Annotated in this window: 15 protein-coding genes; 6 read left to right on the top strand and 9 right to left on the bottom strand. The window is 35.5% G+C overall.

Going from position 1 to position 14,304, the window contains the following annotated elements; genetic code table 11:
- Window positions 1-9 precede the first annotated feature (9 nt).
- The 5 genes from ACFSRZ_RS06605 to ACFSRZ_RS06585 all read right to left on the bottom strand — a co-directional run bounded on the left by ACFSRZ_RS06605 (window position 10) and on the right by ACFSRZ_RS06585 (window position 6,997).
- Window positions 10-684 (bottom strand): succinate dehydrogenase cytochrome b subunit, encoded by a 675-nt coding sequence (locus tag ACFSRZ_RS06605; RefSeq protein WP_379665747.1) that lies wholly within the window; start codon window positions 682-684, stop codon window positions 10-12.
- Window positions 685-875: 191 nt separating this feature from the next.
- A complete protein-coding gene (locus ACFSRZ_RS06600) occupies window positions 876-2,081 on the bottom strand; it encodes a hypothetical protein (RefSeq protein WP_379665746.1) in 1,206 nt (401 codons plus the stop codon).
- A 201-nt stretch (window positions 2,082-2,282) separates the two neighbouring features.
- A complete protein-coding gene (locus ACFSRZ_RS06595) occupies window positions 2,283-5,117 on the bottom strand; it encodes a VPS10 domain-containing protein (protein WP_379665745.1) in 2,835 nt (944 codons plus the stop codon).
- A gap of 123 nt (window positions 5,118-5,240) precedes the next feature.
- The gene (locus ACFSRZ_RS06590) at window positions 5,241-5,954 is read right to left on the bottom strand and encodes a LytR/AlgR family response regulator transcription factor (protein WP_379665744.1); all 714 of its coding nucleotides are present in this window, start codon (window positions 5,952-5,954) and stop codon (window positions 5,241-5,243) included.
- Window positions 5,951-6,997 carry a sensor histidine kinase gene (locus tag ACFSRZ_RS06585; RefSeq protein ID WP_379665743.1) on the bottom strand — a complete coding sequence of 349 codons (1,047 nt, stop codon included), beginning with the start codon at window positions 6,995-6,997 and terminating at the stop codon, window positions 5,951-5,953. Before ACFSRZ_RS06585 ends, ACFSRZ_RS06590 begins: the two co-directional genes overlap by 4 nt.
- Before the next feature lie 221 nt (window positions 6,998-7,218).
- Between ACFSRZ_RS06585 and ACFSRZ_RS06580 the strand changes: the two genes are divergently transcribed.
- The 6 genes from ACFSRZ_RS06580 to ACFSRZ_RS06555 all read left to right on the top strand — a co-directional run bounded on the left by ACFSRZ_RS06580 (window position 7,219) and on the right by ACFSRZ_RS06555 (window position 11,902).
- A complete protein-coding gene (locus ACFSRZ_RS06580) occupies window positions 7,219-8,487 on the top strand; it encodes a hypothetical protein (protein WP_379665742.1) in 1,269 nt (422 codons plus the stop codon).
- A 95-nt stretch (window positions 8,488-8,582) separates the two neighbouring features.
- A complete protein-coding gene (locus ACFSRZ_RS06575) occupies window positions 8,583-8,828 on the top strand; it encodes a GlsB/YeaQ/YmgE family stress response membrane protein (RefSeq protein ID WP_379665741.1) in 246 nt (81 codons plus the stop codon).
- A gap of 85 nt (window positions 8,829-8,913) precedes the next feature.
- Window positions 8,914-10,206 carry an aminopeptidase P family protein gene (locus tag ACFSRZ_RS06570; RefSeq protein ID WP_379665740.1) on the top strand — a complete coding sequence of 431 codons (1,293 nt, stop codon included), beginning with the start codon at window positions 8,914-8,916 and terminating at the stop codon, window positions 10,204-10,206.
- A 23-nt stretch (window positions 10,207-10,229) separates the two neighbouring features.
- Window positions 10,230-10,532, top strand: coding sequence for a hypothetical protein (locus ACFSRZ_RS06565; RefSeq protein ID WP_379665739.1), 303 nt, complete (start codon window positions 10,230-10,232; stop codon window positions 10,530-10,532).
- Window positions 10,533-10,549: 17 nt separating this feature from the next.
- Window positions 10,550-11,356, top strand: a complete 807-nt coding sequence (locus tag ACFSRZ_RS06560; RefSeq protein ID WP_379665738.1) for a cyclase family protein — start codon at window positions 10,550-10,552, stop codon at window positions 11,354-11,356.
- Between the two features lie 12 nt (window positions 11,357-11,368).
- The gene (locus ACFSRZ_RS06555) at window positions 11,369-11,902 is read left to right on the top strand and encodes a DUF3592 domain-containing protein (RefSeq protein ID WP_379665737.1); all 534 of its coding nucleotides are present in this window, start codon (window positions 11,369-11,371) and stop codon (window positions 11,900-11,902) included.
- A gap of 52 nt (window positions 11,903-11,954) precedes the next feature.
- On the opposite strand, the gene ACFSRZ_RS06550 is transcribed toward ACFSRZ_RS06555, so the two are convergent.
- From ACFSRZ_RS06550 to ACFSRZ_RS06535, 4 genes are all read right to left on the bottom strand, one after another.
- The gene (locus tag ACFSRZ_RS06550; RefSeq protein ID WP_379665736.1) at window positions 11,955-12,311 is read right to left on the bottom strand and encodes a cupredoxin domain-containing protein; all 357 of its coding nucleotides are present in this window, start codon (window positions 12,309-12,311) and stop codon (window positions 11,955-11,957) included.
- Window positions 12,312-12,329: 18 nt separating this feature from the next.
- Window positions 12,330-12,683 carry a nuclear transport factor 2 family protein gene (locus ACFSRZ_RS06545; protein WP_379665735.1) on the bottom strand — a complete coding sequence of 118 codons (354 nt, stop codon included), beginning with the start codon at window positions 12,681-12,683 and terminating at the stop codon, window positions 12,330-12,332.
- An 8-nt stretch (window positions 12,684-12,691) separates the two neighbouring features.
- Window positions 12,692-13,249 carry a carboxymuconolactone decarboxylase family protein gene (locus ACFSRZ_RS06540; RefSeq protein WP_379665734.1) on the bottom strand — a complete coding sequence of 186 codons (558 nt, stop codon included), beginning with the start codon at window positions 13,247-13,249 and terminating at the stop codon, window positions 12,692-12,694.
- Window positions 13,250-13,458: 209 nt separating this feature from the next.
- The gene (locus ACFSRZ_RS06535) at window positions 13,459-14,304 is read right to left on the bottom strand and encodes a helix-turn-helix domain-containing protein (protein ID WP_379665733.1); all 846 of its coding nucleotides are present in this window, start codon (window positions 14,302-14,304) and stop codon (window positions 13,459-13,461) included.

Below are 14,304 nucleotides of genomic sequence, written 5' to 3'. Positions count from 1 at the left end.
GATACCTGATTAATGTCCTGTGAAATGGTGAAACAATGCGATGAAAATGAATCCTAACGGAATTCCAATCGCGTAAATCTTAGAGAAGCCTTTCAATGCTCTGGTGTACTTGTTGTTGGCACCTACAGATTGGAAAGCTGAGTTGAATCCGTGTAGCAAGTGCATTGCTAAGAATACAAAGGCAACAACATAGGCTGATACACGAATTGGGCTATGAAATTTTTCTACCAATTCATGGAAATATCTAAATTCTCCATTGTGCAATCCGCTCATATCCCCTTGGATATATTTTGTATTGATCTCCGGAATCCAGAAATCGATAAAGTGCAATACAATAAAAGCTAAAATTGCCAATCCACTCCAGATCATGTTTCTACTCATCCATGAAGAGTTGGCAGCTCCATTGTTTTTTGCATATTTCACTTGACGTGATTTTTTGTTTTTGATCTCTAATACAAATCCCATCACAAAGTGAAAGATCACTCCAAAGATCAATACCGGTTGTAGTAGGTATTGAACTGCCCAGAAAGTTCCCATGAAATGCGAAGCTTCATTAAAAGCATCTGCACTAAAAACTGAAAGGATGTTGATGGCAAAATGTTGTAAAAGGAAAAACATTAGAAAGAGTGCCGAAAGAGCCATGGCAAACTTTCTTCCTATTGAAGAGTTGAGAAGTCCACTCATTTTAGTCGTTAATTTTTAATGAATACAAAGGTAAGACTCAATGACTTGATGCGCAAACCTTGAGACCTATTTTCCCTAGTATTTAGAATGATTATAATCTACGACTCATGTAGTCGGAAATTTCTTTTCCGTCTTACTTATCAGCAGCCCTCAACAGACCTTATATGTGTTTGATTTTGTTGCTTTTACACTTAGAAACCAAATCTAGGGTTTACAATGGTGTTGTAGATAGATCCAAAGGTGTAATTGAATCCAATATTTAACCCGTAATTAAATGAAGAGGGTAATTGTTGTTGATTCAATAGTAATTCTTCTAAAGTAACTCCTCCTGCCGATAGGTTTACTTGGTTGTTTGTAATGCTATATCGCGCACCTACATTAAAGTTAAATCCTTTAAATATTCTCACATTAGCATTCACTCTAAAGTTTAAAGAGTTTAGACTTAGATCTTGTAAGAATTGATCAAAAGAGGCTTGCCCGGAAAGGCTTCCCCATTTTTGATTGATACTGGCTCCTAGAGCCAAACGGTGTTCCCACAAGTACTCTTCTTCTTTACCAAAAACAGTCAATTCTATATAGTCGTTATATCGAATTCCGTTGTTGTAAGAGAGTGTGATTTGCTTTTTAGCTGATTCTGCGTAATCAAAGAAGTTATATTCTATGGCAGGTCTTAATCCCCATGAAAAATCTAAGTTGCTAAAGATAGATGATCTGATATTTGCAAAGGCTCCTAAAGACCAGTGATCGTTGATACTAACGGCATCATTAATGTTTAAACTTTTTGAGTTTCTGGAAGTCACAGATTCATCACCGTCAAACTCAATTACGGTTCTGTTTTCATTGTATCCAACTCGAATGAAAAGTTTGTTTTTTTCAGTAACTCTTCTGGCTGACATACTCGCATTTACTCTGCTGTTTCTTCGGGTTTCTTGACCGTTGAAGTTTCCGTTGGCGCCTACTCTAAATACCCAATAATTCCAAGGGTCTTTGTCTTCTGTTTCCTCTACAACGTTTGTTTCTACTTCTTCTTTGGGTTTGTTTTCTACATGAATGCTTACGGCATCTATTTTACCGGCTTTTAGCCAATAACGAACCAACCCTAGTTTGATGTATTTTAATGTTAAGTTTCTTACCTCATCCCAAGTCATGGTAGCATTGGTATTGAAAGCAATTCTGTCTTTGATGTCTGCATAGGATTCTCTTCCTATAAAATCGGCAACATATTCTGTTCCTCCACTACCGTTTCGTCGTGTGGTAAAAAACAAATGGACTTCTGCAAGGTTTTGGTCTCTTACAAATTCTACGTTTCCTAAGTTTTGACGGATATATTGATTGTCGCATCGATCACAGTCAATAAATATTCTAAGGTCTTCTGATTTTTCTTGAGAATGTGACACTAGGGCACATAGAAAGATCAGAGAAAATATCACTTTCTTTAACATTGGTTGGTTCTTCTATACTTTGACGTCGCGAATCTAACCTTTTCATTACCTTCTTTTAAATAGGAAAACTGTTAATTAAGTTTATTTTAACATAATGGAGCATAAAAAAAAGGCGTAAATATATTTACGCCTTTTCTTGTATGTGGTTCTTGTTTTTTATTTGATCTCGAAACTTCCTTTTGCATTACCAATTTTTACGGTGTATTTTCCTTTTGGTAAGTAGTAAACACCGTTTTGCGCTTTTTGTACAGACGCATCTTTGTAGTTGCTCAAGTATTTCTTTCTTCCTTTTTTTGAGAAAGAGGCATCAAACTTCACTTCGTTGTATCCGTTATCTGCATTCAAAGCAATAGAGTTTACTTTGATGTCTCCATGATAGATATCTACGGATACTTTTTTGCTTCCGTTGATATAAAATGGAATGCGAACTTCCGGCGTAAACGGGTCTCCCCATTGACTCCAAGAGCTTCCCCAGTTTCCTCTTTTTCTAATATTAGAAATAGCAAAAACATGTAGGTCTTTTGCCAATAGTTTACTGTTCAACAGCTGTAATGAGGCAATGTTTGCTTTGTACAAACTTCTTCCGTGAGTTCCTATGATCAGGTCTTTTGCTTTTGGTTGAATCACTAAGTCATGTACTGCAACATTAGGCAATCCTTTTTGGAATGGGTGCCAGTTTACTCCTCTATCAAATGAAGCATACACACCGTTATCTGTTCCTACATACAAAAGGTTTTCATTTTTAGGGTCTTCACGAATTACATTTACCGGTGATGCTGGAATGTTGTTAGAAATATTCTTCCATGTTTTTCCATAATCATCAGAAACGTAAACATAAGGTGTAAAATCATCCCAACGATATCCGTTTAATGTAACATACACTCGCTCTTTTTTGTGCTTAGAAGAAATTACTCTGCTCACCCAAAGATCTTTTGGAAAAGAGTTAGAAATTCGCTCCCAAGAACCTCCTCCGTTCTTAGATACATGAACATAACCATCATCAGACCCTACATATAACAATCCAAATTGGAAAGGTGATTCTGATATTGAGGTTAAGGTTCCGTAAGCTACATTTCCTTTTTTACCTCCGGTAGTAAGATCTCCAGAAATTGTTTCCCAAGTATCTCCTTGATTCAAGCTTCTATGTAATTTATTTCCTCCCAAATACAAGATGTCTTGGTTGTGTCTTGACAAATGAATTGGTGTTTGCCAATTAAATCTGTATGGATTTTCTCCTAGTGTATGTTTTGGTTGAATGTATTTGTTTCTTCCTGTTTCACGGTTAATTCTGAAGTAGTTTCCGAACTGATATCCTGTAAACACAATGTTTGGGTTTCTTTCATCAACTTGAACTTGCATTCCGTCTCCTCCCATAATAGATTTGTATGGGTTTTCTCCTGTTTGATGCCATCTTTTATTCATTCTGGCTGTATTTGGAGCTACCCAAACTCCGTTGTCTTGCAATCCTCCGTATACATGATACGGTTGTTGGTTATCTGCATAGATTGCATAGAATTGTCCTACAGATGGGTCGTTTAATTTTACCCAGCTTTCTCCATCGTCATACGAAAGGTTCAGTCCACCATCATTTCCATCTAAAAGGTGTCCTTTTCTCTTAGGATTTACCCATAACGCTTGATGGTCTGCGTGTACATTTTCTCTACTGATAGATGTAAAGGTTTTACCTCCGTCTTTAGATTTTAAAATTGGCACTCCTAACACGTAGATTCCGTTTTTATCTTGAGGGTCTACTCTAATCTCTCCAAAGTAATATCCATACGAATAGTACAACCCATCTATGTGTCCTTTGTGGGTTTTCTTCCAAGATTTTCCTCCGTTTGTTGTTAAGAATACCTCAGCTCCTTCCACAGGAGTATCAAACAATAAGGAGTTTGCGTTTTCTAAATATTTTGCCAGATCAACCGGCTTTACAGATCCGGCTCTTACCATTTGCTTTACATTTTCTGCTCTGTATTTTTCTTGAAAACCATTGGCTTTTAAGTAAGTATTCAACTTCTTGTCTGTTAGTTTTAAAAACTCATCTACAGACATAGTTTTAAAGTCTTCTTTGGTTAACGCACCTGAATTGTTGTTTCTTTTTCCGGCTGACTTTCTTCTAAATTGACTATCGTGTAATACATATACGGTATTCTCGTCATAAACAGCCAACCCAATTCTTCCTACGCCATCTCCATTTCTAAATCCATTGTTTTTAGAAATATTCTTCCATGTATTTCCTCCATCGGTACTTTTATAGATTGCAGAGTGTTTTCCGTCTCCATCAAAATTCCACGCCTTACGCTCTCTTTCCCAAGAAGCGGCGTACATAATATTATAGTTATTTGGAGCTGTTTCTACATCAATAATTCCTGTATCGTTATTAATGAATAAGGTTTTATTCCATGTTTTTCCTCCATCAGTAGTCTTATAAATACCACGCTCTGCATTTGGAGAGTACAAGTGTCCGATCACACCAATAACAACTTCATTAGAATTGTTTGGGTTGATCAAAATTCGACTCACGTGATGCGAATCCGGCAATCCCATGTTTTGCCATGTTTTTCCTTTATCGGTAGATTTTAAGATTCCGATTCCTGCGTAAGAAGATCGAGAAGAGTTCTTTTCTCCTGTTCCTACCCATAGTGTACCTGATTTCCAATCTACAGCAATATCTCCAACATTTTGTGTTGGCGAATTGTCTAAAACAGGGGTAAACGTGGTTCCGTTGTTGTTGGTATACCACAGTCCTCCTGAAGCATATCCTACATAAAATTCTGTAGGATCATTAGGGTTTACGTCAATATCTGCCACACGACCACTCATGATCGTCGGACCTATATTGCTAAATGAAATATTTTTAACGGGTGAGTTCTGAGTAAGCTTTTCTTTATCTGCAAGTGATTGCTGAACGGCGTTTGCTTGAGTTGCCGGTTGTTGCGCCATTGCAAAAGCAGAAAAAAGGCACAATCCGTATTTAACTAACAGTTTCATTTGGGTTTGATTTTTTGAACGCCTGAATTTACCAATTTTTGTTGGTTTGCACGTTCAAACACAATTGTTTTATAAAAAATGAAACAGAATTAACAGAACTGTTAGAAAAACAGTACTTCTGTTTTATAATTCTTTATTCCCAATTCTTTCAAAGAATGCTTTTCTGTAGGTGTTTCCAATAGGTACTTGTTTGTTTTGTATCCAAACAGCATCATTTTCTATTCGGTCTATCTGTTTTATAGAAATGATATAGGATTTGTGAATCTGGATAAAATCGTTTCCGGGAAGCGATTCTTTTAATCGTTTTAAGGTACTGTAGGTAATTATTTGCTCGTTATGAAGTTGAATGGCAACGTAATTTTTCAACCCTTGAAAGAACAAAACATCATCAAACTGAACTCTTTCGTATTTGTTTTTCCCATCGGTTTTTACAAACATATAATCGTTTTCCGGCGAGTTTTTGTGTGAGATCACAACTTCTTTAGGCAGCACTTTTTTTACTGCTTTGTAAAAACGTTCAAATTCAATAGGCTTTAACAAATAATCCATTGCTGATACATCATAACTCTCCAACGCAAACTCAGGATAAGCGGTTGTAAAAATGATCTGTACTTTGGAGTCTATGATCTTGGAAAGTTGTAGCCCTGTAATCTCAGGCATTTGAATGTCTAAAAACACGAGGTCTACTTTTTGTTTTTCAAGAAAAAGCAATGCTTCTAAAGGTTTAGTAAATGTGCCTTCCAGTTTTAGAAAAGAAACTTTCTCTACATACTTTTCTAGCAACCTAATTGCCGGTGGCTCATCATCTACGATAATGCAAGTATATTCTTTGTTCATAGAGGCATTTTTAAATAGGTTCTGAATTGCTGATCTTCTGACTGATATGACAGTTCATAGTTGTCTTTAAACAAGACATTCAATCTACTTTTTATATTCTCAGTTCCAATTCCTTTGTCCATATACTTTTCAGAACTATTAATACTGTTTTGTGTTGCAATCTTCAGGCAATCATTATTTATATCAATCTGAATTCTTGCCGGTTTTGTTTCATCATCAATCACTCCGTGTTTACAAACATTTTCTACAAAGTGAATTAGTATTAAAGAGGGTACTTTTTGCTTTCCTACTTCACCGTTTATCTGTAGATCTACATAGAAGTGATTCTCATAACGCTTCTTGTAAAAATAAAGATAATCTTTTAGGAATTTCAGCTCTTTTTCTAAAGGCATAAAGTCTTCTTTTACCTCATAAGTCACATAGCGTAAAAGCTGCGATAGTTTTAAGATTCCATTGGCTGCTTCCGGGTTTTTATCATAGAGGTCTGAATAAAATCCATTCAATGTATTAAACAAGAAGTGAGGCCCAATCTGCGACTGCAACATAGCCATCTGAGCTTCTTGGTGCTGTACTTTTAACTCGTGTAAAAGCTTGGTTTTTTCTGCATACCTAAAGAACAGATAAACCATACTACTAAAGAGAATAGGCCGTAAGCTATATCCGGCACTGTCTGTTAAATAAATAGCAACAATATTGGGGCGATCTAAATTATAATTGTGTATTCCAAAATAATATTGAGCCAATACTTCCTCCAGAAAGAAACGAACAGAAGCAAAACACAATACCATTGTAAAAAAGGCCAAAATGAACTGTGGGATTTTATCTAAACGTAAAAATCTGGGAGCAAAAACTCTATAGTTTAAAACATAAACTGAAAAATAGGCAATATTGAATGTGAAGAATAACAGAAAACCTCCGGCACTAAAGTTTCCCCATCTTTTGTTTGATGAATCAAAGATCATATCTATAGAAATATCCCATGTTTCTCCGATGAGAACCAAAAGAGCTCCAATGATCAAATTGTATTTAAGTTCCTTATTCATCTCTACAAAACTAGATATCAAGTTGGTTTTTGATGCCTTTCTATGGCAAATTATGGTTTTTATAAGACAAACCTCTCTTTTGATACAACAAATGGATTTGTTGAGTAAAGATCAATCTTGATGTAATCATTCCTCCTGTTGGTTGTATGCCTCGCTTTCACTTCTCTTTTCTAGAATAACATTGTGCTATTGTTAAACCAGTCTTATAAAATCAAACACATATGAAACGACTTATTTTACTTTCTTTTCTAGCTACTTTCAGCTTTTGCTCCGATGCACAAACAAAGAAAAGCCCCAAAACCCTGTCTGCCGAGCATCTTAAAAAATACACTTCGTACTTTACCATAGAAAATGGTGGGTTCAAAGGAAAAGGAACAAAAACAATCAAGAATTTAGTAAACTCATCTCAATTCATTACTTATGGTGAAATTCATGGTTCTTATCAGGTTTCTGCCATTACCAAAGCTTTCATGCCTTTGCTTAAAAAAGCCGGATTCAATCATTTTGCAATAGAAGTAGGACCAACTTCTGCCAAAAAGTTAACTGAGCTTTCTACTCCCGCTGAAAAAACGGTTGAGAATTTAAAAGCTTTCAACAGTAAATACACTGTTTCGAAAGGAAAAGAATCTGCACATCCAATTCCTTTTTTTGATGCAGTAAGTGATGCCGAGTTTCTTCAGGAAGCCAGAGCAAATGGAATGCAATTATGGGGATTAGATCAGGAATACTACTACGCTACTTTCTTTTTGGTAGATGAATTGATGAGAACTGTTGAGGGTACTTCTGAAGCTTCTCGATTGACTTCGCTTAAGAACACAGCAATTCAAATCATGTACAAACACTTTTTAGATGAAGTTACAGAAAAAATTGATGACGCTTATCCTTTGATCGTAAAAGAAAAAGCGGTGAATGATTTCTTTGATGCTTTTCCAAAAGACAACAAAGAAGCTCAAGAGATCATTAACAACATGAAAATTAGTTGGGACATTTATATCCGATGGAGAAATGATTCACATGTAGATCGTATCAGTTATATCCGTAATAACTTTATGAAACACTATAATGAAGCGCTTGCAAAAGAAAAGAAGCCAAAAGTTTTTACCAAAATTGGAAGTTTACATGCTTCAAAAATTCTTTCTAACGGAGCTTTTGATATTGGAAATTTAACCGAAGAGTTGGCACAAAGAAATAAAACTCAGAGTACGGCTATTACTACCTGGATTCCTTTTAAACAAACAGAAAAAGGCTTGGTTAATAATTTTGAAAAGTACAAAAGAAACTATGCCAGATACTCTATGATCACTCCGCTTGCACAAAAAGATCAGTGGGCAATTGTAAACCTGAAAGAGGTTAGAGAGCAAATCATAAAAGGAAAGGTTGCCTTGCCAACTAATGGAGATTATCACAAATTAAAGCGATTGATTTGGGGGTACGATTATTTAATTATGCCTTCTGTTGATCAAGAAAACACACCCAACAGAACAAACTAAAATCTCCTTTTATTGAGAAAATGTTAATAACTCTTCTTTTATTCCTAAATCTATTTACTTAATTTAGAACACATTAACTAACTAAATTTTTTATTATGGGATTATTATATGCTTTACTTATAGGAGCAGTAGCTGGTTTTTTAGCCGGTAAATTAATGAAAGGTGGTGGTTTCGGAGTTTTAGTCAATATCATCTTAGGTATTGTGGGGGGAATTGTTGGAAATTGGTTGTTTGGATTAGCCGGAATTAACATTGGAGATGGAATTGTCAGTGATCTAATCACGGGAGTTATCGGTGCAGTTGTTGTACTGTTTATAGCCGGACTCTTTAATAAGAAATAGCTTTGAGAATTTTTTAAGAAAAGGCGTTGAAGAACGCCTTTTTTTTATGCCCTGAAACTTCTATTTTTGAGGAAATTTGAACTTCATGAAATACGATAGAATCAACTCGTCCCTTTTTATTAAGAATCGCAAAAACTTTGCTTCTCAAATGAAGCCTAATAGCTTGGCTGTTTTTAACTCTAATGATATTTATCCTATTAGTGCAGATAGCACAATGCCTTTTCAGCAACACAGAGATATTTTTTATTTGAGTGGAGTAGATCAAGAGGAAAGTATTTTGGTATTATTCCCGGATTCTCCGAAAGAAAAGCACAGAGAAATCTTGTTTTTAAAAGAAACCAATGAGCACATTGCTGTTTGGGAAGGGGAAAAGCTAACCAAAAAAGCTGCTTTTGAAACCTCAGGAATCAAAACTGTATACTGGTTGCAAGACATGGAAAAAGTAATGTTTGAGTTGATGACGCAATGCGAAACGGTTTACATTAACACCAATGAACATTATCGTGCTAGTGTTGAAACAGAAACTCGTGAAGATCGATTTACAAAATGGTTAAAAGACAAATATCCTGCACATACTGTAGCAAAGAGCAATCCTATTTTGCAACGATTACGTTCTGTAAAAGATCAGATCGAGTTGGATCTAATGCAACATGCTTGTAATATTACCGAAAAAGGATTGAGAAGAATCTTAGGGTTTGTAAAACCGGGAGTTTGGGAATATGAGATAGAAGCTGAGTTTATTCATGAATTCATCAAAAACCGATCAAAAGGATTTGCCTACACGCCAATTATTGCCAGCGGAAACAATGCCAATGTATTACACTATATAGAAAACAATCAACAATGTAAAGCGGGAGATCTAATCTTAATGGATGTAGGTGCTGAATATGCAAATTATTCTTCCGATTTATCCAGAACCATTCCTGTTTCAGGACGATTTACAGATCGACAAAAAGATGTGTACAACGCTGTAAACAGAGTAAAGAAAGAAGCTACGAAATTATTGGTTCCGGGAGCTTATTGGGAAGAATATCATGTTGAAGTTGGAAAGATCATGACTTCTGAATTGCTTGGGTTAGGTTTGATTGACAAAGCTGATGTGCAAAACGAAGATCCAAGTTGGCCGGCTTATAAGAAGTACTTTATGCACGGAACATCGCATCATATTGGTTTAGATACGCATGATTACGGATTACTTCATGAGCCAATGCAAGCCAATATGGTATTTACTGTTGAGCCTGGAATCTATATTCCGGATGAAGGTTTTGGAATTAGACTTGAAGACGATGTTGTTATCCAAGAATCTGGAGAACCTTTCAACTTGATGCAAAATATTCCGATTGAAGCTGAAGAAATTGAAGATTTGATGAACTCTTAGTTCGCTCAAAGAACGCACACGTTATGAAAATGTATATCCTTTTGAAAGACACACTCCCAGAAGGGTTTGCTGTGCTTGCCGCGGCGCATAGTTCTTTAGCTGCTTACCTTAAATTTGAAGATTCACCTGAAACTCAAGAATGGGTTTCAGGTACTTTTTATAAAGTAATTTGTCGTGTAAATGACAAGGAGTTTGAAAAAGCCAAAGAGTTTGATGATCATGTTGTACTTACAGAATCTGCTTTGGGAAATCAAGAGGTTGCTATTGCTTTCAAACCTAGAAAAGAATGGCCAAAACCATTTAAGTTTTATAAATTGTACAAGTAATTCTAAAACTTGTACCTATGAAAACCTCCTCTTTTCTTGTTTGTTTTTTGGTTTTATTTCTTTTTAGCTGTAAAGAAACTCATCAACCCAAAGCAATGGATTTAGCCAATGCAACATTGGTAGATCTATCGCATTCTTATTCCAAAGAAACTGTCTACTGGGTAACTGCCAAAGAGTTTGAGTTGGATACTGTTTTTGCAGGACAGACAGATAAAGGATATTACTACGCTGCCAACAATTTTGCCACTGCAGAACACGGTGGAACACACATAGATGCCCCCATTCATTTTGCAGAAGGAAAACAAACTGTAGATGAAATTCCTCTAAAGAAATTGGTAGGTTCTGCTATTAAAGTAGATGTTTCTAAGAATGCGAAAAACAATCCGGATTATCTGGTTTCTATTGATGATCTAAAAGCTTGGGAAGAAAAGCACGGAATACAAATTCCTGAGGGGAGTATTGTTTTGTTAGAAACAGGGTTTGCAGAATATTACCCAAACCGAGTAAAGTATATGGGAACCGATCAGCGAGGTGATGATGCAGTAAAGCTGTTGCATTTCCCGGGGTTAGACCCCGAAGCGGCAACTTGGTTGGTAGAAAACAGAAACATTCATTCTATTGGTATAGATACACCGAGCATAGATTATGGTCAATCGCAATATTTTAAAACACATGTGATCTTAATGACCAATAATATTCCTGCTTTTGAAAACCTAACCAATTTAAATCAGCTTCCTGAAAAAGATTTTACTATAATTGCTTTGCCTATGAAAATAAAAGGAGGAAGTGGTGCTCCTTTACGAATTATAGGTGTTGTAAATTAGATTTCAAACGCTATGAAAAAAGTTCTCATCAAAGTTCTGATATTAATCGTATCGAACGTTTTATTATTGAATTTTATCTTCACAGAAGGAAATTACTGGATGATCATTTTCTTCCTTTATCTCCTCTATGTTTTCTTTACGCTACCTTTTGATATTGCAGGGTTGTTTACTAAGTTAAAGTTTGGGCTTAATCATTTAAATGCAGAAAACCTCAAGAGCATTCCAAATGCCAGAAAGCACACCTCATTTGCTTTCATAATAATGGTTTTATACATTGCTTTAGAAGCTTTTATCTTTTATTCTTTTGTTTCTTATAGTAGGGAGAAACTAGCTAATGAAGGAGTCTATACCTATACTTTTGTAAAAAAGACAAAAGAGAAATACAGTAAAAACACTAAGAGGTATTATGTTTTTTATGACTACATCGTTGATGGCAAAAAATACAATCATCGAGAAGATATTAAAGGGTTAAAAGTTGGAGATTCTCTAAAGATCTTATACCTTCCCAGTAACCCTGATAATCACAAGGTAATTGTAGACAAATAAAAAACCACACTCATATGAGTGTGGCCTTCGTTCATGTAAAGTAGACGCCAATTTACTTTACAATCAACGTGTACTGTGGTGTTGGATTCAACGGACAGAAGTACACATATTCACCTTTCTTTAGTGTGACTTTGTTAGATGTTGATTTTGAGTTGTTTTTAACAGGTTTTGTCACATAAGCATTCTTAATATGCTTCTTTACATTGCTCTTAGGAGCCAATACAAATCCTACATCATGTCCAACTTCATTGTTTGCGATCTCAAAAATGTACGTTCCTTCAGATAATGTGATTTGCTTTTGAGTAAATTCTCCTTTGGTTTGTTCTAAAGCTACTGTCTTCACTTTTTGTGCGTTTGCCGTAAAAGCAAACCCTACAAACAATACAACTACTGCGATGATTTTTTTCATGTTCTAAAAATTCTATAATTAAGCGTGGTAATAGCGTTCGTTTATAATCTTGCCATCTCTCCACTGAGTTCTGTTTACTTGTTCAAATCTGTGATGTTGTCCATCTGCTGTTTTAAATTCCATAACAGCTTCGTAATAAGAAACATCTCCTGAGATCGCTACATTATTGATCTCATATTTGATGAATTCTGTTACGGTAGCCAACAATTCTTTCTCTGCTGCAATACACACATCTTTTCCTCTTTTTGGCTCTTCATTAGCCTCTTGCAAAACCACATCATCTGCAAGATATTTGTCCATTGCTTCTAAGAATTGTCCTTTGCCCAATAGATCTTTAAGATCTAATAAAGCGTTTTCTATTACTGCGCTCATACTATTAATTATTGAGTTACTGCAAATTTTCCTGCTTCAACAGATGGAAAGTCTACCACTGTTTCTGCAATGTGATTTACATAGTTAGTTAATGTGTTAGAAACCACGTTTAATACGATCTCTAAAATGTCTCCGTCTGTATATCCAGCATCTTTAACAGCTTGGATCAAATCTCCTGAAACCTGCCCTCTGTTTCTAGTTACAGCTTGTGCAAATTGTAATGCTACTTGCTCTTTTGCATCACTAGAAACTCCTTGTCTACTTTGCTCTGTTTGTTCTTCTGATAATCCGTTCATTTTTCCAATAGCAGTGTGTGCAGATAAACAGTAGTTACAAGCGTTCTCTTCTGCGATAGCTAATGCTAATTTCTCTCTAAACTTGTTGGTAAAGTTTCCGCTTGCAGTTAACTCACCTAAGCTTAAATAACTTTGTAAAGTAGCTGGAGAATTTCCAAATACTTTGATCAAATTTGGAATGAATCCTAATTTACTTTGAACAGCATCAAATAATTCTTTTGATTTTCCTGTTGTAGTTTCCGGGTTTAATGTTTCGATTCTTGTACTCATAATGTTTTATCTTAAAAATTGATGTTTAATTTGATTCACATTCAAAACCTTGAATGATCTCTGTGCTGTCGTATTCTTGATAGCCCCAACAGTTTGGACATTGCATGTTATTTTTTGAAATCATTTTTACTTGTCTTTGAATTACGGTACAAAGATGCGACGGAGAATAGCCTTGAAAAATGGACAAAAGTTCCTAGTAATTGGACAAACTAGTTTTTGAACTCTTTTTTAAACTGAAGTGGTGATTTTTCAATAGCTTTTGTGAAAAATCTGGTAAAGTAAGCAGGGTCGTTATACCCTAGATCAAAAGCAATTTCTTTTACAGAATCGTTGGTGTAGATCAATTTGCGCTTTGCCTCTAAAATAATGCGTTGTTTGATAAAATCGCTGGGTGTTTGGGTTCCGATCTTTTGAAAATGCTTGGTCAACGATTTTGGAGAAACACCTAACCGGGCTGCATAGTCTGTTACCGAATGAAGATTGGTAAAGTTCTGATCAACCAAAGTGCTAAAGTCTTTAAAAAGTTTGGTCTCTTTATCATCTTTCAACTCATGGTTCTCTTTTTTAATACGAACAGAGTGAATGATAAATTGCTTTAGGTACGATTGCAACATATCATATTGAGCTGTTTCTTCTTGTTTGAATTCTTCAATAAGGTTTTCAAGAATGAAATCCAGTTTTCGAATATCTTCTTTACAAGGCTTTACAAAGGGAGTCTCATATACATTGTTAAACAAAACCCCATTACAGGCAATCTCTTTGTCATGCGTTTGAATACAATAGAAATCACGGGTAAAGTTTAGTTTATACGCCTCTTTGATCTTTTCTGAATCTACAGAAAACACTTGTCCGGGTGATAAGAAAAAAAGCACATTGTCTTCAAAAGAATATTCCTCAAAATCGATATGGTAGGTTCCTTTTCCTTCTTTAATCCAAAAAATCGTGTACGAATTAATCTGCTTTTGTTCATTTACAACGCAGGCCTTGTCAAAGTCTACAATGCTAAGAGAAAAAGTGTCTTTAAATTGATATGTAGCAATTTCCTGAACCGCCAT

The sequence above is a fragment of the Pseudotenacibaculum haliotis genome, from assembly GCF_042684245.1.
In the GTDB taxonomy this organism is placed as follows: domain Bacteria; phylum Bacteroidota; class Bacteroidia; order Flavobacteriales; family Flavobacteriaceae; genus Polaribacter; species Polaribacter haliotis_A.
The sequence above is the reverse complement of the archived record's forward strand: the minus strand, read 5'-3'. Positions and strand labels throughout refer to the sequence as shown.

Bases quoted from the DNA above. Each gene is read 5' to 3' on its own strand.
- ACFSRZ_RS06585 (WP_379665743.1), bottom strand. From the start codon at position 6,997: ATGAATAAGGAACTTAAATACAATTTGATCATTGGAGCTCTTTTGGTT.
- ACFSRZ_RS06560 (WP_379665738.1), top strand. From the start codon at position 10,550: ATGAAAACCTCCTCTTTTCTTGTTTGTTTTTTGGTTTTATTTCTTTTT.
- ACFSRZ_RS06555 (WP_379665737.1), top strand. From the start codon at position 11,369: ATGAAAAAAGTTCTCATCAAAGTTCTGATATTAATCGTATCGAACGTT.
- ACFSRZ_RS06540 (WP_379665734.1), bottom strand. From the start codon at position 13,249: ATGAGTACAAGAATCGAAACATTAAACCCGGAAACTACAACAGGAAAA.
- ACFSRZ_RS06580 (WP_379665742.1), top strand. From the start codon at position 7,219: ATGAAACGACTTATTTTACTTTCTTTTCTAGCTACTTTCAGCTTTTGC.
- ACFSRZ_RS06590 (WP_379665744.1), bottom strand. From the start codon at position 5,954: ATGAACAAAGAATATACTTGCATTATCGTAGATGATGAGCCACCGGCA.
- ACFSRZ_RS06575 (WP_379665741.1), top strand. From the start codon at position 8,583: ATGGGATTATTATATGCTTTACTTATAGGAGCAGTAGCTGGTTTTTTA.
- ACFSRZ_RS06570 (WP_379665740.1), top strand. From the start codon at position 8,914: ATGAAATACGATAGAATCAACTCGTCCCTTTTTATTAAGAATCGCAAA.
- ACFSRZ_RS06595 (WP_379665745.1), bottom strand. From the start codon at position 5,117: ATGAAACTGTTAGTTAAATACGGATTGTGCCTTTTTTCTGCTTTTGCA.
- ACFSRZ_RS06565 (WP_379665739.1), top strand. From the start codon at position 10,230: ATGAAAATGTATATCCTTTTGAAAGACACACTCCCAGAAGGGTTTGCT.
- ACFSRZ_RS06535 (WP_379665733.1), bottom strand. From the start codon at position 14,304: ATGGCGGTTCAGGAAATTGCTACATATCAATTTAAAGACACTTTTTCT.
- ACFSRZ_RS06545 (WP_379665735.1), bottom strand. From the start codon at position 12,683: ATGAGCGCAGTAATAGAAAACGCTTTATTAGATCTTAAAGATCTATTG.
- ACFSRZ_RS06550 (WP_379665736.1), bottom strand. From the start codon at position 12,311: ATGAAAAAAATCATCGCAGTAGTTGTATTGTTTGTAGGGTTTGCTTTT.
- ACFSRZ_RS06605 (WP_379665747.1), bottom strand. From the start codon at position 684: ATGAGTGGACTTCTCAACTCTTCAATAGGAAGAAAGTTTGCCATGGCT.